Origin of the sequence: Kribbella sp. NBC_00889, assembly GCF_045207705.1 — a bacterium.
Taxonomy (GTDB): domain Bacteria; phylum Actinomycetota; class Actinomycetes; order Propionibacteriales; family Kribbellaceae; genus Kribbella.
The window spans coordinates 7,583,639-7,602,948 of sequence record NZ_CP108783.1; the positions used below are offsets into that span (position 1 = coordinate 7,583,639).

Annotated in this window: 16 protein-coding genes; 12 read left to right on the forward strand and 4 right to left on the reverse strand. The window is 69.1% G+C overall.

All coding sequences use genetic code 11. The annotated features are described in order from the left end of the window. Positions 1 to 10 precede the first annotated feature (10 nt). Together OG817_RS37190 and OG817_RS37195 are read right to left on the reverse strand one after the other, a co-directional pair. Positions 11 to 592, reverse strand: a complete 582-nt coding sequence (locus OG817_RS37190) for a carboxymuconolactone decarboxylase family protein (RefSeq protein ID WP_406049625.1) — start codon at positions 590 to 592, stop codon at positions 11 to 13. Beyond that, entirely contained in the window at positions 592 to 906 is a 315-nt protein-coding gene (locus OG817_RS37195) for a hypothetical protein (protein WP_406049626.1), read from the reverse strand. Before OG817_RS37195 ends, OG817_RS37190 begins: the two co-directional genes overlap by 1 nt. Positions 907 to 1,131: 225 nt before the next feature. On the opposite strand from OG817_RS37195, the gene OG817_RS37200 reads away from it, so the two are divergent. The 11 genes from OG817_RS37200 (at position 1,132) to OG817_RS37250 (ending at position 15,155) form a co-directional block, all read left to right on the forward strand. Next, complete coding sequence (locus tag OG817_RS37200; protein WP_406049628.1) at positions 1,132 to 2,223, forward strand: IS110 family transposase; 1,092 nt, start codon at positions 1,132 to 1,134, stop codon at positions 2,221 to 2,223. A 360-nt stretch (positions 2,224 to 2,583) separates the two neighbouring features. After that, positions 2,584 to 3,324 (forward strand): GntR family transcriptional regulator, encoded by a 741-nt coding sequence (locus OG817_RS37205; RefSeq protein ID WP_131511608.1) that lies wholly within the window; start codon positions 2,584 to 2,586, stop codon positions 3,322 to 3,324. A gap of 124 nt (positions 3,325 to 3,448) precedes the next feature. Then, complete coding sequence (locus tag OG817_RS37210; protein ID WP_406049629.1) at positions 3,449 to 4,561, forward strand: FAD-dependent monooxygenase; 1,113 nt, start codon at positions 3,449 to 3,451, stop codon at positions 4,559 to 4,561. Between the two features lie 74 nt (positions 4,562 to 4,635). After that, the gene (locus tag OG817_RS37215) at positions 4,636 to 5,424 is read left to right on the forward strand and encodes a TIGR03084 family metal-binding protein (RefSeq protein ID WP_396394381.1); all 789 of its coding nucleotides are present in this window, start codon (positions 4,636 to 4,638) and stop codon (positions 5,422 to 5,424) included. Beyond that, positions 5,421 to 7,133, forward strand: a complete 1,713-nt coding sequence (locus OG817_RS37220; protein WP_406049631.1) for an acyclic terpene utilization AtuA family protein — start codon at positions 5,421 to 5,423, stop codon at positions 7,131 to 7,133. Before OG817_RS37215 ends, OG817_RS37220 begins: the two co-directional genes overlap by 4 nt. Next, positions 7,130 to 8,251, forward strand: a complete 1,122-nt coding sequence (locus OG817_RS37225) for an acyl-CoA dehydrogenase family protein (RefSeq protein WP_406049633.1) — start codon at positions 7,130 to 7,132, stop codon at positions 8,249 to 8,251. The genes OG817_RS37220 and OG817_RS37225 overlap by 4 nt, the downstream gene beginning before the upstream one ends. Further along, positions 8,248 to 9,801, forward strand: a complete 1,554-nt coding sequence (locus OG817_RS37230; protein WP_406049635.1) for an acyl-CoA carboxylase subunit beta — start codon at positions 8,248 to 8,250, stop codon at positions 9,799 to 9,801. Before OG817_RS37225 ends, OG817_RS37230 begins: the two co-directional genes overlap by 4 nt. Positions 9,802 to 9,808: 7 nt before the next feature. Next, on the forward strand, positions 9,809 to 11,779 hold the full coding sequence (locus OG817_RS37235) for a biotin carboxylase N-terminal domain-containing protein (protein ID WP_406049637.1): 1,971 nt from the start codon (positions 9,809 to 9,811) through the stop codon (positions 11,777 to 11,779). Next, complete coding sequence (locus tag OG817_RS37240; protein ID WP_406049639.1) at positions 11,776 to 12,933, forward strand: acyl-CoA dehydrogenase family protein; 1,158 nt, start codon at positions 11,776 to 11,778, stop codon at positions 12,931 to 12,933. Before OG817_RS37235 ends, OG817_RS37240 begins: the two co-directional genes overlap by 4 nt. Positions 12,934 to 12,982: 49 nt before the next feature. Further along, positions 12,983 to 14,551, forward strand: a complete 1,569-nt coding sequence (locus tag OG817_RS37245; RefSeq protein ID WP_406049641.1) for an AMP-binding protein — start codon at positions 12,983 to 12,985, stop codon at positions 14,549 to 14,551. After that, positions 14,544 to 15,155 (forward strand): TetR/AcrR family transcriptional regulator, encoded by a 612-nt coding sequence (locus OG817_RS37250; RefSeq protein ID WP_406049642.1) that lies wholly within the window; start codon positions 14,544 to 14,546, stop codon positions 15,153 to 15,155. Before OG817_RS37245 ends, OG817_RS37250 begins: the two co-directional genes overlap by 8 nt. Here OG817_RS37250 and OG817_RS37255 read toward each other — a convergent pair. After that, positions 15,128 to 15,736: an AraC family transcriptional regulator gene (locus tag OG817_RS37255; protein ID WP_406049644.1), complete on the reverse strand. Its 609-nt coding sequence runs from the start codon at positions 15,734 to 15,736 to the stop codon at positions 15,128 to 15,130. The two genes, OG817_RS37250 and OG817_RS37255, sit on opposite strands and share 28 nt — an antisense overlap. Before the next feature lie 191 nt (positions 15,737 to 15,927). Here OG817_RS37255 and OG817_RS37260 point away from each other — a divergent pair, with 191 nt between their 5' ends. Continuing rightward, positions 15,928 to 17,061 (forward strand): MFS transporter, encoded by a 1,134-nt coding sequence (locus tag OG817_RS37260; protein ID WP_406049645.1) that lies wholly within the window; start codon positions 15,928 to 15,930, stop codon positions 17,059 to 17,061. On the opposite strand, the gene OG817_RS37265 is transcribed toward OG817_RS37260, so the two are convergent. Continuing rightward, positions 17,051 to 19,306, reverse strand: a complete 2,256-nt coding sequence (locus tag OG817_RS37265) for an NACHT domain-containing protein (RefSeq protein WP_406049647.1) — start codon at positions 19,304 to 19,306, stop codon at positions 17,051 to 17,053. The two genes, OG817_RS37260 and OG817_RS37265, sit on opposite strands and share 11 nt — an antisense overlap. Positions 19,307 to 19,310 lie beyond the last annotated feature (4 nt).

The window sequence follows — 19,310 nt, forward strand, 5'->3', positions numbered from 1 at the left end:
CCACCTTGCCCTACTGGTAGCCGCGCTTCAGCAGGTACTTGGCTCCCGCCTCGAAGCCCTCCGGGGTGAGGATCTCGAAAGCGAACGCGTCGGCGAGGCGGTCGGTGATGTTGAAGGCGGCGCAGACCGCCAGTGCGTCCTTGATCTGCTGGGGTGAGACACCTGCGGACAGCACCTCCCGCATGTCCTCGGCGCCCACCTTTCCTTCTCGGGTCAGCTGGCCGAGCATCCGCAGCGTTGCCCGAAGCCCGTTCTCGACAGGAGCCGTTTCCAGGTCGTCGAGGACCGCAGCAACCCGTGGCCGGTCCTGATAGGCCTGGCTCGCGGTCGCGGTGTGCGCGCCGATGCAGAACGCGGTCTCGTTCACCTTCGACACGTACGCCGCCATCAGCTCCCGGTCGCCGACCGACCACTCGGACGGGCCGCGCATCGCCTCGTGGGTGAACACCTTGGCGCGATTGCCGTAGAAATCGGGCCGGTAGAAGACCAGCTTGGCGGCGTCTGGCACCGGCTGCCGCGAGAACAGCCGGATCATCGCGAAGAGCAGCTTGGTTCCGGGCTTGTAACCGCTGTTCAGGATCTCGGGGCGCATCAGCCGACCTCCCCTTCGGCCAGCGCCGCCAGCCCCGCTTCGTACTGCCGGGTTGACTGACCGACCGCAGCACACACCACCAGCTCGAACAACTGGTCCTCGCTGAAGCCGGCTGCCTTGGCCGCAGCGAAGTCCGCGTCGGTCACCTGCGACGGCGTCATCGCGACCTTGCCGATCAGCGCCTGCAAAGGCGGAGGTACGTCGGCATTGCCGAAGGCACGGGCCCGATCCTCGGCGGATGCCGTTCCCTCTCCGGTCAGCACGCGATCCACCAGGGCCTGGTGCGCTACTCGTTTCTTGTCCTCATCCGGCACGGCGCACTCCGCTTCTCGATCTCGGTCGTCTGCTCACATGTATATGACGATCGGCGCGCCGCCGAACACGACATCCACCCGAAGAAGGTGGTAATTGGTCTAGACGGTATGACGTGACGCCGTCGTCGTGACGGGGTTGCGGGCCGGGGCCTCACTCACACAGATTCGTGGGTTACCGAGCAGGGGCCGCCTGCTCGGCCTATCCGACATGTGTGGGAGGCCCCGGTGTTTTCCGAGCGTACGAGTGTTGGGCTGGATGTGCACGCCAGGTCGGTCGCGGCCGCGGCGATCGATGGTGTGACCGGTGAGCTGGTGCAGGCCAGGCTGAGTCCGTCGCATGGTGAGATCCGGTCGTGGTTGCAGGGTCTGCCGGGGCCGGTTGCGGTGACGTATGAGGCGGGTCCGACGGGGTTCGGGTTGTCGCGTGCATTGAACGTGGCGGGGATTCGGTGTGTGGTCGCGGCGCCGAGCAAGTTGCAGCGCCCGTCAGGAGATCGGGTCAAGACCGACGCCAAGGACGCGATTCACCTGGCCCGGTTGCTGCGCCTGGACGAGGTCACCGCGGTGGCGGTGCCCACGGTCGAGCAGGAGACCGCGCGGGACCTGGTCCGGGCCAGAGAAGACTGCCGTGGTGACCTGATGCGGGCCCGGCACCGGCTGTCGAAACTGTTGCTGCGCCAAGGCATCGTCTATTCGGGCGGGCAGGCCTGGACCGGCGCGCACGATGCGTGGCTGCGGCAGATCGGCCGGCAGTCGTTCAACTCCGGGCCGCTGCAGCTGACGTTCGAGTCCGGCTATGACGCCGTGCTGAGTGTGCAGGCCCGCCGCGACCGGCTCGACGCCGCGATCGAGAAGATCGCTACCGACAGCGAGTTCACCCCGATCGTGCGGCGACTGGGATGTCTGCGTGGCGTGTCCACCCTGACCGGGTTCGCGCTGGCCGTCGAGATCGGCGACTGGCACCGGTTCACCGGCAACACCATCGGCGCGTTCGTCGGCCTGGTGCCCAGCGAGTACTCCTCCGGAGCGTCGCGGGTCCAGGGCTCGATCACCAAGACCGGCAACACCCACGTCCGCAGACTCCTCATCGAGGCTGCCTGGCACCACCGCGCCCGCTACCGGCCCAGCAAGACCATGCGCGACCGATGGGAACTGGCCACACCCGCCGCCCGGGCCCGCGGCGATGCCGGCAACCAGCGGCTTCACCAACGCTGGACCCGCTTCACCAACCACCACAAACGCCACGTGATCGCCAACGTCGCGATCGCCCGCGAACTCGCCGGCTGGTGCTGGTCCCTGGCCGTGCTCGAGGATTAGCAACCCACCCGATCCGGCTTCGTCGACCAGCGTGGTGCAAGCAGCGCGTGGAGCGACCCGCGATTCAACTATGAGCAGCTGATACCCGGCCACGCTCGACCCTAGACACGCGGACCCGCTCCTGCCGAACACCCCATCCTGCGGTAACCAACCCGCGCATATCAGTCTGACCGCGCGTCGCCAACGACACGCTCACCACCAACACCCCTGACGAAGCCCCGAGGCGCCCGCCACGGAACACATCCGCGACGGGCGCCTCACCCTGCCCCTTGACAGAAACTCACTCCATATCAGTTGATCTGGCTTCGACGGCGGTGGAAAGGGTTCACGGTGGGGTCCGCGGAGTGTTACGCAAGACCAATGCACAGTTCGCTGCCCGGAAAGGCTGCTGAGATCCGGGCGTTGCTGCTCAGCCTGATCGACACGCTGCCGGAGGGTGCCGCACTCCCGCCGGAGCGCGAACTGGCTGTGCGCTGGAACGTCGCCCGGATGACGCTGCGCCGTGCCGTCGACGAGCTCGTGATCGAGGAGCTCCTGGTCCGCCGCCACGGCAGTGGGACCTACACCACCCGCCCGAAGGTCGCCCGCTGGCTCGGGATGATCGGGTTCTCCGAGGACATCCGCCGGCGCGGCATGCGACCGGGCAGCAAGATGCTGGAGTTCCGCCACCAGAAGGCCGAGCGGGCCGCCGCGCGCAGGCTGCGGATCCCGGTCGGCGACCCGATCATCGCGTTCACCCGCCTCCGTCTCGCCGACGATCTTCCGATGGTCGTCGAGCGCACCACGATGCCCGCGGCGTACGTCCCCGGCCTCCAGGCCGAGGACCTGAACGGCTCGCTCTACGACCTGCTCACCAACCGCTACGGCATCGACCTGGTCAGCGGCACCTCGCGCCTCGAGCCCGTCATGCCCGACGCCAAGACCGCCTCCTGGCTCGGCATCCCCACCACCCAGCCGTGCTTGGCTCTCCACGGCGTCAGCTTCGACCGCCGCGACCGAGTCTTCGAGTACACCTCCGCTCTCTACCGCGGCGACCGCTACGCCTTCACCACCGAACTCCGCACCACCCCCACTCCCCGAGCCAACGCCAAGGGCCTCTGAACCACATTCGAGTGGACCAGAGTGCCTTGCCCCGGTGCGTGCGGGGACCGGGCAGGGTGTGTCTGATGGTCCCGCGCAGTAGGCGGGGGACCATCAGACACCCCTAGCAAGTAACGTCCGGCGCATGGGCATCGGTGAGCGGAGTGCGCTTGTTGTCGGGGCGGGGATCGGCGGGTTGGCTGCGGCGGTGGCGCTGCGGCGGATCGGGTGGTCGGTCAGCGTGCTGGAGCGGGCGCCGATCATCGCCGAGGTGGGCGCCGGCCTGACGCTCTGGCCGAATGCGGTTCGGGCGCTCGAAGCACTCGATCTGGATGTCACCGACCGCACCGTCAAGACAGTCTCGCGCGGCAACATCCTGACTCCGAAGGGCCGTTGGGTACGGCGCAATCACCCGGAGGACGTCGGCGTTCTCGCGATCCATCGCGCGGAGCTGCACGACGTACTGCGAGAGCACCTGCCTGACTCGGTGTTGCACACGGATGCCGAGGTGACCGCGGTGTCGTCCGACGGCACGGTGACCTGCTCGGGCGAGGAACTGACCGCCGACCTGGTCGTAGCCGCCGATGGCGTCAACAGCATCACGCGGCGGACGTTGTGGTCCGGCGACGCGGTCTTCCAGCGCAGGGCGGTCTGGCGGGGCGTGACGCCACCGGAGTCGGTGTGGCCGGTCCAGGAGTCACTCACGCTCGGTCGTGGTGTGCAGGTCGGCGTACTCCCGCTGCCGAGGGAGCGCGTCTACTGGTTCGTCACCGTCAACGCCGATCAGCCCAACCAGTTGTACGCCGACGATCGCCGCGAGGTGCTGAATCGGGTCGGGGACTGGCACGACCCGATCCCGGCGCTGGTCGCGGCGACGCCACCGGACCAGGTGCTGCACAACGACATCATCGACATCGATCCGCTGCCGACGTACGTGAAGGATCGCGTCGTGCTGCTCGGCGACGCAGCGCACGCGATGCCGCCGGACCTCGGCCAAGGTGCGTGCCTGGCGATCGAGGATGCCGTGGTGCTCGCCGCGGCGCTGGCCGACGACGATCTGCCGCGGTACGACCGGGAACGGCGCGCGCGGGTGCAGCCGATGGCGGCGGAAGCCCGCGACTCGGTCAAGCGGAACTCCAACACGACCGCGGTCGCACACTTCGGGCTGACCCTCGCGGCCCGGTTCATCCCGCCGAAGGCGTGGCGGAAGGCCACTGCCAAGTGGGCCGACTGGACCCCGCCGAAGCTGCCGACCTAGAAAACAAGCACCCTTGCTTCTTTTTCCTGGGCGTGCCAGTCTCGGCTGCACGATCCCCACCCAGGGAGTGCAGCGTGCAACTGGACGAAGTGCTGGCGGACCTGTGGGCCGAGAGTGCGGAGCTGGACCGGCTGGTCGGTGGACTCGCCGCCGACGCGTGGGCGACGCCGACCCCGGCGGAGGGCTGGACGATCGCACACCAGATCGCCCACCTGGCCTGGACCGACGAGGCCGCGCATCTCGCCGCCACCGATCCCGACGGCTTCAAGGCCTCATTACAGAAGGCGGCCGCCAACCCGACCGGATACGTCGACGAGGGTGCTGCCGAAACCGCGGCGCTGCCACCCGACCAACTCCTGCCGTACTGGCGCGAGACCCGCGCCGAGCTCGCTGACGCGCTCAAGAAGGTCGCGCCGGGCGAGAGGGTCCTCTGGTACGGCCCGCCGATGAGCCCGACCTCGATGGCGACGGCACGGTTGATGGAGACGTGGGCGCACGGCCAGGACGTGTTCGACGCGCTCGGCGTCCACCGCCAGCCGAGCAGCCGGTTGCGTCACGTCGCGCACCTCGCGGTCCGGACCCGCGACTTCGCCTACATGCTGAACGACCGCACCCCGCCGGCCGATCCGTTCAACGTGGAACTCACCGGACCCGACGGCCAGACCTGGACCTGGGGTCCGGACGACGCGGCGCAACGGGTGACCGGCCCGGCGCTCGACTTCTGCCTGCTGGCAACACAGCGCCGGCATCGCGACGACCTCGCCGTACAGGCTGAGGGCGCGGACGCGGAGGAGTGGCTTGGCATCATCCAGGCGTTCGCGGGGCTGCCGGGGAAGGGCCGGGAGCGAGGGCAGTTCGAATGACCGCGCCCATCAGGATCGGCAACGCGTCCGGGTTCTACGGCGACCGCTTCGGCGCGGTCCACGAGATGCTCACCGGCGGTCCACTCGACGTCCTGACCGGCGACTACCTGGCCGAGCTGACCATGCTGATCCTCGGGCGGGACCGGCTGAAGGACCCGTCGCTCGGGTACGCGCGCACGTACCTCAAACAACTCGAGACCGGCCTCGGCGAAGCGCTCGACCGCGGCGTCAAGCTCGTCAGCAACGCCGGCGGCTTGAATCCGTCCGGCCTCGCCCAGGCGATCCAGGAGCTCGCGGACCGGCTCGGTCTGCACCCCAAGATCGCGTACGTCGAAGGCGACGACCTCCTGGCACGCGCGGCCGAACTCGACCTCGGCGAGCCGCTGACCGCGAACGCCTACCTCGGTGCCTGGGGGATCGCCGAGGCGCTGCAGGCCGGCGCGGACGTCGTCGTGACCGGCCGCGTCACCGACGCCTCGGTCATCGTCGGACCCGCCGCCGCCCACCACGGCTGGAAGCGGACGCAGTACGACGAACTCGCGGGTGCCGTGGCCGCGGGTCACGTGATCGAGTGCGGCTGCCAGGCGACCGGCGGGAACTTCGCGTTCTTCAGCGAGATCCGCGACCTCGTCCGGCCCGGGTTCCCGATCGCGGAGATCCATGCCGACGGCAGCAGCGTGATCACCAAGCACGACAACACCGGGGGCGCGGTCACGATCGACACGGTCAAGGCGCAACTGCTCTACGAGATCACCGGCGCCCGGTACGCCGGTCCGGACGTGACCACGCGGCTGGACACGATCGAGCTCGACACCGACGGACCCGACCGGGTGCGAATCTCCGGCGTTCGCGGTGAGCCGCCACCTCCGACGTACAAGGTGTCGCTCAACAGCGTCGGCGGGTTCCGCAACGAGGTGGACTTCGTGCTCACCGGGCTGCAACTGGAGCAGAAGGCCGAGCTGGTTCAGCAGCAGCTCGAGCAGGCGCTGCCCAAGCGGCCGGCGGATCTTCGGTGGACTCTCGCGTGGACGGAGAAGCCGAACGCGGCGTCCGAGGAGGAGGCCAGCGTGTTCCTCCGGTGCGCGGTCAAGGACCCGGATCCGAAGGTCGTCGGCCGCGCGTTCTCCAGCGCCGCGATCGAGCTGGCGCTGGCGAGCTACCCCGGCTTCCACGTCACCGCGCCGCCTGGCGACGGATCGCCGTACGGCGTCTTCCGGGCCGGGTACGTCGACATCCATGAGGTCGAGCACACCGTCGTCCTGCCGGACGGGTCGCGGACCGTCGTCGAGCCGGCGATGGAGACGCAGCCCCTGAGTCCGGTCGACGACATCGAACTGCCGATCCCGTTGCCGCAACTGGCGTCCAGCGGGCGCCCGCGGACCCGGGAGGTCCCACTCGGACGGATCGCCGGCGCGCGATCCGGCGACAAGGGTGGGGACGCGAACGTCGGTGTATGGGTGCGGGACGAGAAGACGTGGCGGTGGATCGCGCACACGTTGACGGTCGAACTGTTCCAGGAGTTGCTCCCGGAGACTCAGCCGCTGACCGTGACGCGCTACGTGCTGCCGAATCTGTGGGCGGTCAACTTCGTCGTCGAGGGATTGCTGGGTGAGGGCGTCGCGTCGCAGGCACGCTTCGACCCGCAGGCGAAGGCGGTCGGCGAATGGCTGCGCTCCCGGTACATCGACGTACCAGAGGTGCTGCTGTGAACGACTACCGGCAGACCGTACGGCGGTTCATGGCGACCGAGGTGCTGCCGCAGCTGGACCGGTGGGAGCGGGACGGCGAGCTGCCGCGGGAGCTGCACAAGAAGGCCGGCCAGATCGGGATGCTCGGCGTCGGGTTCCCGGAGGCGGTCGGCGGTGGCGGCGGTTCGTTGCTGGACGCGATCGCGGTGGTCGAGGAGATGCACTACGCCGGCGGGTCCGGCGGTCTGGTCGCCTCGCTGCTGACCTGCGGGATCGCGCTTCCGCATATCGTTGCGGCAGGCAACCAGGAGCAGATCGATCGATGGGTCCGGCCGACGCTCGACGGCGCACTGATCGGCGCGCTGGCGATCACCGAACCCGACGGCGGCTCGGATGTCGCGTCGATCCGTACGACGGCTCGGCGCGACGGTGACGAGTTTGTCGTGAACGGTGCGAAGACCTACATCACCTCGGGCTGCCGAGCGGACTTCGTCACCACCGCGGTCCGGACGGACGGGCCGGGCGCACACGGGATCAGCCTGCTGGTGATCGAGAAGGCGACGCCGGGCTTCGTGGTGTCCCGGAAGCTGGAGAAGATGGGTTGGCTGTGCTCGGACACGGCCGAGTTGTCGTTCACCGATGTCCGGGTGCCGGTGGCCAACCTGATAGGGGCCCAGGGCACCGGGTTCGTCCAGCTCGCGACGAACTTCGTGGCCGAGCGGCTGACGCTCGCGACGCAGGCGTACGCCGGAGCGCAGCGAGCACTCGACCTCACCGTGGAGTGGTGCCGGGCGCGGGAGACGTTCGGCCGGCCGTTGATCTCGCGACAGACCGTGCAGCACACGCTCACCGAGATGGCCCGGCGGATCGACGTTGCCCGGGTCTACGTACACGAGGTCGCCCGCAGGTCCGACGCCGGCGAGGACGTGATCGCCGAGGTGTGCTTCGCGAAGAACACCGCGGTCGAGGCCGGGCAGTGGGTGTGCGACCAGGCGCTGCAGTTGCACGGCGGTCTCGGCTACATGCGGGAGGCCGAGGTCGAGCGCCAGTACCGCGACCAGAAGATTCTCGCCATCGGCGGCGGCACCACCGAGATCCTGACCGGCCTCGCCTCGAAACGACTGGGGTTCAGTGCATGAGCAATCGCGAGGCGATGCTGGAGAAGCTGACGGCCTTGGAAGCCGAGCATGCCAAGGCGCTGGCCGGCGGTGGCGAGAAGTACGTCGACCGGCACCACAAGCGCGGCAAGTTGCTGGCCCGGGAGCGGATCGAGTTGCTGCTCGACCCGGACTCGCCGTTCCTCGAGTTGTCGACGCTGGCCGGCTGGGGCTCGGACTTCACCGTCGGCGCCAGCCTGGTGACCGGGATCGGCGTGGTGTCAGGCGTCGAGTGTTTGATCACGGCGAACGATCCGACGGTCAAGGGCGGCGCCAGCAATCCGTGGACCCTGCGCAAGGCCTTGCGGGCGGACGAGATCGCGCGGGCGAACCGGTTGCCGGTGATCAGCCTGGTCGAGTCGGGTGGTGCGGACCTGCCGACGCAGAAGGAGATCTTCATCCCGGGCGGCGCGATGTTCCGCGATCTGACCCGGTTGTCGGCGGAGGGCATTCCGACGATCGCGCTGGTGTTCGGCAACTCGACCGCGGGTGGCGCGTACATCCCCGGCATGAGTGACTACGTGGTGATGGTCGACGGCGGAGCCAAGGTGTTCCTGGCTGGTCCGCCGCTGGTGAAGATGGCGACCGGCGAGGACGCCGACGACGAGTCGCTCGGCGGCGCCTCGATGCACGCCCGGAAGTCCGGACTGGCCGACTACTTCGCGGTCGACGAGCAGGACGCGATCCGGCTCGGCCGCCAGATCGTGTCCCGGCTGAACTGGCGCAAGCTCGGTCCGCCGCCGACTCCGGCGTACGCCTCGCCCTTGTTTGATCAGGACGACCTGCTCGGGATCGTTCCGGGGGACCTGAAGATCCCGTTCGATCCGCGGGACGTGGTCGCCCGGGTGGTGGACGGGTCGGTGTTCGACGAGTTCAAGCCGCTGTACGGGTCGTCGCTGGCGACCGGCTGGGCGTCGGTGCACGGGTATCCGGTCGGCATCCTGGCCAACGCGCGCGGCGTCCTGTTCAGCGAGGAGTCGCAGAAGGCGGCCCAGTTCATCCAGCTGGCGAACCGCGCAAACACGCCGCTGATCTTCCTGCACAACACCACCGGCTACATGGTCGGGCAGGAGTACGAGCAGGGCGGGATCATCAAGCACGGCGCGCAGATGATCAACGCGGTCGCGAACTCCAAGGTCCCGCACATCTCGATCCTGATGGGCGCGTCGTACGGCGCCGGCCACTACGGGATGTGTGGCCGCGCCTTCGATCCACGTTTCCTGTTCGCCTGGCCGTCGGCGAAGTCGGCGGTGATGGGTCCCCAGCAGCTCGCCGGTGTCCTCTCGATCGTGGCGCGGGCCGCCGCGGCGGCGAAGAACCAGCCGTACGACGAGGACGGTGACGCCACGATGCGCGCGTACGTCGAGGGCCAGATCGAGGCGGAGTCGCTGCCGATGTTCCTGTCCGGCCGCCTGTACGACGACGGCGTGATCGACCCTCGCGACACCCGAACAGTCCTGGGCATCTGTCTGTCCGCGATCCACTCGGCACCGGTGGAGGGCACGTCCTCCTTCGGCGTCTTCAGGATGTGAGGGGCTCATGCTGACAAGTGTTCTGGTGGCGAACCGTGGCGAGATCGCGCGGCGGATCTTCCGGACCGCACGGTCGCTCGGTCTGTCGACGGTGGCGGTGCATTCGACCGCCGACGCCGCGATGCCGTTCGTCGGTGAGGCGGATGCGGCGGTGCAGCTGCCGGGGAACGCGCCGGCCGACACCTACCTCCGTGGTGAGCTGGTGATCGAGGCGGCGTTGAAGGCGGGCGCGGATGCGGTGCATCCCGGGTACGGATTCCTGTCGGAGAACGCCGGATTCGCGCAGGCGGTGATCGACGCCGGGCTGACGTGGATCGGGCCGCCGGTGGACGCGATCTCGTCGATGGGCTCGAAGATCGAGGCGAAGAAGCTGATGGCGGCCGCCGGGGTGCCGGTGCTCGCCGAGCTGACGCCGGCCGAGGTGTCCGCAGCCGACCTGCCGGTGCTGGTGAAGGCATCGGCCGGCGGTGGCGGGCGTGGGATGCGGGTGGTCTCGCGGCTGGCGGAGCTGCCGGGTGAGATCGAGGCTGCGTCGGCGGAGGCGCTGTCTGCCTTTGGTGACGGGACGGTGTTCTGCGAGCGGTACCTCACGGCCGGCCGGCACATCGAGGTGCAGATCATGGCCGATCAGCACGGCACGATCTGGGCGGTCGGCGAACGCGAATGCTCGATCCAGCGCCGCCACCAGAAGGTGATCGAGGAAGCCCCGTCGCCGCTCGTGGAACGCATCCCGTCCCTGCGGGCGGAGCTCTTCGACGCGGCTCGGAAGTCCGCGGCGGCGATCGGATACGTCGGCGCCGGCACCGTCGAGTTCCTGGCGGACGAGGGTGGCGCGTTCTACTTCCTCGAGATGAACACCCGCCTCCAGGTGGAGCACCCGGTCACCGAGGAGACCACGGGGCTGGACCTGGTGGAACTGCAGTTCGCGGTCGCGACCGGCGCTCACCTCCCACCCGAGCCACCCCCGACGGTCGGACACGCGATCGAGGTGCGGTTGTACGCCGAGGACCCCGCGCAGGACTGGCGGCCTCAGACGGGGGTGGTTCGGCGGTTCGCGGTCGGCGGGGAGGTTTCCGGAAAGAAGTTGGCGCCTGGTGGCGAGAAGGTTCCGGAAAGCGGGGCAGGAGGGTCGCCTCGGCTTCGGGTGGACTCCGGGGTCGAGGATGGTTCGGAGGTTTCGCCGTACTACGACGCGATGCTGGCCAAGGTGATCGCGTTCGGGGCGGATCGGGCGGTCGTGGCCAGGCGGCTGGCGGGGGAACTGGAGCGGGCTCGGATTCACGGGGTCGGGACCAACCGCGACCTGCTGGTGTGGATCCTGCGGCATCCGGCGTTCCTGAACGGAGACACCGACACCGGGTTCTTCGACCGGCACGGGATCTCGCCGGAGGTCGACGCCGGGGTGGTCAGGACATCGGCGTTGGCGGCTGCGCTGGCTGATGCAGCGGGGCGGATGCCGGTGGTGCGGGTGCCCAGCGGGTGGCGGAACGTGCCGTCGCAACCGCAGCGGAAGGCCTATCGCGTCGGTGCTGCGACCGTGGAGGTCGAGTACCGGCTGACCCGGGACGGGTTGGTTGTCGAGGGCAACGTAGTGCTCGTGGACTCCCAGCCGGAGCGGGTAGTGCTGGAGGTTGACGGCGTACGCCGGTTATTCGACGTGGCGGCCTACGACGGGTTGGTGTGTGTGGACTCGTCGCTCGGATCGGTGGCGTTGACGCCGGTGGAGCGGTTTGTGGACCCATCGCAGCAGATCTCCGCAGGATCGTTGGTGGCGCCGATGCCGGGGACGGTGATCCGAGTCGGCGTGCAGGTGGGTGACGGGGTGAAGCAGGGACAGCCGCTGCTCTGGTTGGAGGCGATGAAGATGGAACACACCATCTCCGCCCCGGCCGACGGCGTACTCAGTGAGCTCAGGGTCGAAGCAGGTCAACAAGTCGAGGTCGGCGCCGTACTGGCCGTCGTTGGGGAGGAAGCATGAGCTTCGTGGAATCCGAGGAACGCCAGGCGCTGCGCAAGGCGGTGGGTGAGCTCGGGAAGAAGTACGGCTACGGCTGGTTCAACCAGCAGGCTCGGACCGGTGGGCACACCACCGAGCTCTGGCTGGAGGCCGGCAAGCTCGGCTACCTCGGTGTGAACCTGCCCGAGGAGTACGGCGGCGGAGGCGGCGGTATGGCCGACCTGTCGATCGTGCTCGAGGAGCTCGGCGCGGCCGGTTCCCCGCTGCTGATGATGGTCGTTTCACCGTCGATCTGCGGGACGGTGATCTCCCGTTTCGGCACCGACGAGCAGAAGCAGCGCTGGCTCCCGGACCTGGCGGACGGTACGACGATCATGGCGTTCGCGATCACTGAGCCGGACGCCGGATCGAACTCGCACCAGATCACCACCACGGCGCGCCGTACCGACGACGGCTGGTCGCTGTCCGGCCGGAAGGTCTTCATCTCCGGCCTGGATGTGGCGCAGGCGGTCCTCGTGGTCGGCCGCACCGAGGACGCCCGGACCGGCAAGCTCAAGCCGGCCCTGTTCATCGTCCCGGTCGACGCACCGGGCGTGGAGTTCCAGCAGATCGAGATGGATCTGATCAGCCCGGACAAGCAGTTCTCGCTGTTCCTCGACGACGTACGCCTGCCGCGGGAGGCACTGGTCGGCGCCGAGGATGCGGCCCTGATGCAGCTGTTCGCCGGGCTCAACCCCGAGCGGATCATGGCGTCCGCGTTCGCGGTCGGCATCGCCCGGCACGCGCTCGGCAAGGCGACCGCGTACGTCAAGGAGCGCCAGGTCTGGAAGGCTCCGATCGGCGTCCACCAGGGACTTGCGCACCCGCTCGCGCAGATCAAGATCGAGCTCGAGCTGGCCAGGCTGATGATGCAGAAGGCGGCCGCCCTGTACGACGCCGGGGACGACCTGGCCGCAGGCGAGGCCGCGAACATGGCGAAGTACGCGGCTGGAGAAGTCGCGGTCCGCGCGACCGACCAGGCCGTCCAGTCACTCGGCGGAAACGGCATGACGGTGGAGTACGGCGTCGCCTCGCTGGTCGCGGCCGCACGTGCCACCCGGATCGCGCCGGTGAGCCGGGAGATGATCCTGAACTTCGTCGCCCAGCACTCCCTGGGCCTACCCAAGTCCTACTGAGGTCCGCCACAGTCTGATCACCCACCGGGCCAGGAGAGGATCCCCGCCGATGATCATCACGAGCCAGTTCCCACCCGTCGAGGTCCTCGACGTACCCATCCACGACGCCGTCCTCGGCCGGGCCCAGGAGTACGGCGACCGGCCGGCCATGGTCGACGGCGTCACCGGCAAGGAGCTCAGCTACGCCCAGCTGGATGCGATGACCCGCCGGGTGGCGGCCGGTCTCGCCGAGCTCGGCATCCGGCACGGCGACGTGATCGCGCTGTACAGCCCGAACACGATCCTCTACCCCGTCGTCTTCTATGGCGCTACTCGAGCCGGCGCGACCGTCACCACAGTGAACGCGCTCTACACCGCCGACGAACTGCACAAGCAGCTGGTCGACTCGAAGGCGAAGCTGCTGGTGACGATCTCGCTGTTCCTGCCGAACGCGACCGCGGCGATCGAGGGCACCGACGTGACCGAGATCTTCGTCTGCGACAGCGCCGAGGGGTACCGCTCGGTGATGGAGCTGCTCGCGTCGACCGCACCCGAGCCGGAGGTGATGATCGATCCGGCGAACGACGTCGCCGTACTGCCGTACTCGAGCGGGACGACCGGCGTGGCCAAGGGCGTGATGCTGACGCACCGGAACATCGCCACCAACATCTCGCAGGCCGAGGTGATGATCACTCTCGGGGAGGACGAGCGGATCATCGCGATCCTGCCGTTCTTCCACATCTACGGCCTGTCGGTGCTGATGAACCTGCCGCTGCGGCTCGGCGCGACCGTGGTCGTGCTGCCGAAGTTCGAGCTGCAGCAGTTCCTGACCACGCTCGACCAGCAGCGGATCACCCGGGCGTTCGTGGCTCCGCCGGTCGTGCTGGCGCTGGCGAAACACCCGGCGGTCGACGGAGTCGATCTGTCCGCGCTGAAGCACGTGACCTCGGCGGCGGCACCACTGGACGGCGAACTGGCCGAGGCCTGCGCGAAACGGCTCGGGCTGCACGCGGTGCTGCAGGCGTACGGCATGACCGAGCTGTCACCGGGCACGCATGCCGTGCCGCAGGACGACCCGGAGCCGCCGCCCGGTGCCGTCGGCAAGCTCTTCCCGTCCACCGAGATGCGGCTGGTCGGTGCCGATGGCAACGATGTCGGAGACGACGAGACCGGCGAGATCTGGATCCGCGGACCGCAGGTGATGAAGGGGTACCTGGGCCGCCTGGCGGACACCGACGCGACCGTCGACCAGGACGGTTGGCTGCACACCGGCGACATCGGCCGGATGGACGCACGCGGGTACCTGTACGTCGTCGACCGGGTGAAGGAACTGATCAAGTACCACGGCTACCAGGTGCCGCCGGCCGAGTTGGAGGCTGTGCTGCTCACCGACGACCGGATCGCGGACGCGGCGGTGATCGGCGTCCAGACCGAGGGCAACGAGGTACCGAAGGCGTTCGTGGTGCCGATGCCCGGTGTCGAACTGACCGCCGACGACGTGATCGAGTACGTCGCCGCCCGGGTGGCGCCGTACAAGAAGATCCGGCAGGTGGAGTTCATCGACGCGGTGCCGAAGGCGGCGTCGGGCAAGATCCTGCGGCGTGAACTGCGGGCGCGGGAGGCTGCCGCCCGTGAGTGAAGCCCTGAAGGCACCCCAGCAGGACCGCAGCCGGGCCACCCGGCAGCGGTTGCTCGAGGCGGCCGTGGAGTCGCTCGCCGAGGTCGGGTACGCCGCGACGACGGTAAGCGTCGTGGCCACCCGGGCCGGGGTGTCGCGGGGTGCCGCCCAGCACCACTTCCCGACGCGGGCGGATCTGTTCGAGGCGGCGGTCGAGTACATGACCGAGGTACGGCTCGCGGAGATCAAGGCGCAGGCGGCCGCACTGCCCAGCGGCCCGGCGCGGACCGAGGCGATCGTCGGGATGCTGGCGGACGTCTACGCCGGACCACTGTTCCGGGCCGCGCTGCACCTGTGGGTGGCTGCATCGACGGAGGACGCGCTGCGAAGGCAGATCGTCCGGCTGGAAGCACATGTGGGACGTCAGGCCCACCGGGCTCTGCTGGAAGTGCTGGAGGTGAGTGAACGGACTCCCGGAGTACGGGAGACCGTGCAGGGCGTGTTGGACCTGGCACGCGGGTTGGGACTCGCCGACCTGCTGACGGACGACAGCGCACGCCGAAAGGGCATCGTCCGGCAGTGGAGCCGCATCCTCGATCAGGCTCTGCGGGCTCGCGGGGTGTGACCGAACGCCGCCCGGAAGGTGTCGATAAAGGCACTCGTCGACGCCCAGCCGCACTGATGCGCGACCCTGGTCACCGACTCCCCGGTCGCCAGGAGCCTGAGCGCCTGATGTAGGCGGAGCTGCGTCCGCCACTGCGGGAAGGTCATGCCGAGGTCCGTCCTGCACAACCGGCTGAGAGTCCGCTCACTGGCCCCGACTTCCCGGCCCAGCTCGGTCAGCGTTCGGGGGTCCGCAGGATCATCCCGCAGCAGCTCGCAGACGGCGGCCAGCCGTGCGTCGGTGGGGGTCGGCAGATACGTAGGACGCTGGGGCGATCGCCGCAGCTGATCAAGCAGTACCAGGTGGAGCCGCCGCCGTTCGTCCGCGTCGACCTCTTCGTCTGTCGTGTAGGTGAGGAGCAGTTCGCGAAGAAGTGGGCTCACGACGAGCGCTGATGGTGCGCCGAGGCCCAGTGGGTTCTCCTCGAGTCCCACGGTGTGCAGTGCGGTCTCGCCGTACGCGCGGTGCTCGTGCAGGGTGCCGGCCGGGACCCAGATCGCTCTGGTCCCTGGGACGATCCAGCTGCCTGCGTCGGTGGTCACCGAGAGAACGCCGCGGCCGGCGTACACGATCTGGTTCCGGTCGTGCCAGTGCGCCTCGATCGCACCGCCGGCCGGGATCGGCCGGGATCGGCCGGATTCCGGTGTTCGCGGGACGGAGCTGGCGGGTTTCCGGCATAGGTTGGCATTTTATCGGAAGCCAGACAGCCGCGTCGGCGACAACGATCGACGGTGTGCTGAGACTTCGACCGATCGGACTGATGGCGATCGGGCACGCGTGCGTGGATGTGTACCAGGGCGCCGTACCGGCGCTGGTGCCGTTCCTGGTCGCCGAGCGCGGGCTCGGGTACGTCGCGGTGTCCGGGATCACGTTGGCTGCGACGCTGCTGTCCTCGGTGGTGCAGCCGGTGTTCGGCGTACTGACCGATCGGCGGCCGCTGGCTTGGCTGATCCCGGTCGCGATGACGACGGCGGGACTCGGGATCGCGCTGGTCGGCGTCGGCGACACGTACCTGCTCAGCTGGCTGGCTGCCGCACTGTCCGGGCTCGGTGTCGCCGCCTATCACCCGGAGGCGGCGCGGATGGCGCGTGCGGTGAGTGGCGGCAGCCATGTCGGGATGAGCTGGTTCTCGGTCGGCGGGAACGTCGGTTTCGCGCTGGCGCCGGTGCTCGTCACGCCGGTCATGGCGGCAGGTGGGCTGTCGCTGACACCGCTGCTCGTCGTACCGGCGCTGGTCGGTGCGGTGATCACCAGGCTGGCTGTTCGCTCGGCACGCTTGGTTGCTGGAGGCAATCGAATGCAACGGCCCAGGAGTGACGACTGGCCGTCGTTCCTGCGGTTGTCGGCGATCATGGTGTGCCGCTCGATCGTGTTCGTCGGCCTCGGCACCTTCATCGCCCTGTACGCCGGCCAGCGGGTCGGCGGTGGAACGACGACCGGCGGGGTGGCGTTGTTCGTGTTGTTCGCGGCCGGCGCCCTCGGCACGCTGCTCGGCGGCCGGTTCGCCACCCGGTACGGGCGGGTCCGGACGATGCGGACGTCGTACGCCGTCGCCGTACCGGCCATCGCGGCGCTGGTGTTCGTGCCCGGTCCGGCGTTCTTCGGCATCCTCGCGCTGACCGCGATCGCGATGTCGATCCCGTTCTCGCTGCACGTCACCCTCGGCCAGGACTTCCTCCCCGGCCGGGTCGGTACCGCGGGCGGCATGACGCTCGGTCTCGCGGTCAGCATCGGCGGAGTCGCCACCCCGGTGCTCGGCACGATCGCCGAACACACCTCACTGCGCGTCGCGCTGAGCCCGCTGATCGCGCTGGTCCTGACCGGCTGCCTGATGGGCTTCGCGCTGAACGAACCCGCTACCGGGTAGCGGCGGTCGCCCGCTGGGCGATCCGGCGCTCGACCTTCTCGGCCAGGTGGTTGGGCGAGCACTCGGCCAGGTGGTCGCGGACGAGCAGGTGGATGAAGGAGTACTCACCGCGTCCGGTGCGGGCGAGCACGTACCGGTCGGCGGCGTACCGGAGGAAGGCACGGCGGCGCCACGGAAGGTACCCGGTCCAGCGGAGCAGGAAGTCGTGTAGCAGACGGGAGAGCGGCCCGGCGAACAGTGGTGGGCGACGGCGCCACGCCTTCGCGGCGACAGCGCCGGTGATCACACCGGCCACCGCTTCGAGGTCAGGGGAGGTCAGATCGGCGCCGAGTGCCACGGCCAGCAGGAATCCGCCGACTGCACCGCCCAGCACCCACAGATCCATCCACCAGCCATGTCCAGCGGGCTGCTGAACCACGTGGTCGGTCGGTAGCGACTTGACCAGCCGGATGCCTTGCGCGACGAGCAGTCCGATCGCCAGACCGGTCGCGAAGCTGTCGGGCCGATCACCAACGCCGAGCGTCAACCAGCCGGCCGCGACCACCACAGCGAGCCGGACTCCCAGCAGCAACCGACGCCTGTTGCTGTGGGAGACCACCTGCTCGACGACGTACGACGCTGCGATCGCTGCCGCCTCGACACCGAGCGCCAGCCACACCGGGAGGAACTCGACCACTCCCATCACAGCGACGATCAGGACGACCGTGCACGACGTACTCAGGACGAGCGTGAGCGCGAGCAGTGGCGCCCGCTGCGGCTTGGGCCCTTCGGTCATCAGCGCCTGCCACGGATGCGGCTTGATGTGCACGAGTAGCAGTGCCGCTCCGGAGACGGCCAGCCCGGCTAGTACGCCGTACTGCGCGAGCGTCACGAGGATCGCACCGGCGACCAACCCGGCGAAGATGGCGGGCAGGCTGACCGCATGGGCGAGGTAGTCCACCTCTGGCAGGGACAGTCCGTACCAGCCGTTGGGGATCAGCCACCGCGGTACGGCGGTGCGGTCGCCGGCGCGGCTGCGGGTCCACCACGCCAGGCACCAGAGCGAACGGACCGCCGTCCTTGAGTCGTACTGGCGATTGGTCGAGCGGTGTCTGGCCAGGACCTCGCTGATGTAGGTGTCGAACAGCTCGCGCCGCAGGTCGGCGACACCGCCAGCCACGACTTCCTCCGGCACGCGGCCGTGATACGCGAGGATCATCACGTTCAGCATCAGCGGTGAGTTGACCAGATCCCACAGTTCGTCGTCCTGCTCGATCGCTGCGCGCGCACCGTCCAGGTCCGGACCGACAGCGGCGAAGTAGTCGAGCACCTGCTGCCTGGTGAGCGGCCTGATGTGCACAGCGCCGTGCAGGCTGAGCTGGTCGGGGAGAAGCTCGTAGTCCTGCGTGCGGCACGTGATGGCGAGCCTGCCGATCAGGTAGCGGCGGCGGAGTTCTTCGAGGACGGGTGCAAGCTTGGCGCGGCTCGGTTTGGCGATCTCGTCGAGGCCGTCGAGCAGGAGTGCCAGGCGGCCGCGGCGCAGCCAGATACGGCCGACGGCGGCCGGGATGCCATAGCGGGTGTTGAGCTCACCCAGCAGCCAGCGGACGAAGCCGGCCAGGAGCGGACTGTCCTGTGGTTCGTCGTCGTCCTTCCGCGACGGCTGCGCGGTCCAGCCGGCCAGATCGATCAGGACCGGGATCGGCTTGCTCTCGTCGGCGTGGGCCTGCTCGGCGAGGGCGCGGGCGAGCTCAAGCAGCAGAGTGGTCTTGCCGGCGCCGGGTGCGCCGAGGATCAGCATCGAGTCCTGCAGTTGGTCGAACACCGTGGCGATGTCGGTGTCGTCGGAGACCGGTCGGGGTGAGCTGTCGAGAGGCTGGACCAGCAGGTCGTACGGCCGGATGACGGCTTCGGGACGCTCCTCGAGGGCCAGAGCGATGCGGGTGCGGGAGGCGAGCGAACCGGCCACGCGCTGGGACAGGTAGCGGTCGACGCGAGCCAGCGCGTTCGGCCGGTTGCGCGGCTGGTCGGCGGAGCGACCGGAGACGGTGGGCAGCCGTCGGCTGCGGAACTCGAACAGCGCGGTGACGATCGCGACCAGCCAGAGCGCACCGATCACCGGCCAGGTCCAGTCCGCGTACGGCGCCAGGAAGCCGGGTGCGGTGCCACCGGTGCCGACGTTGATCGCGATCGGCAGCAGTACCAGGGTGAGCGACACGGTCACCACGAGCACGACGGCACGCAGCATCCCATCCCGAATCCTCACCCCC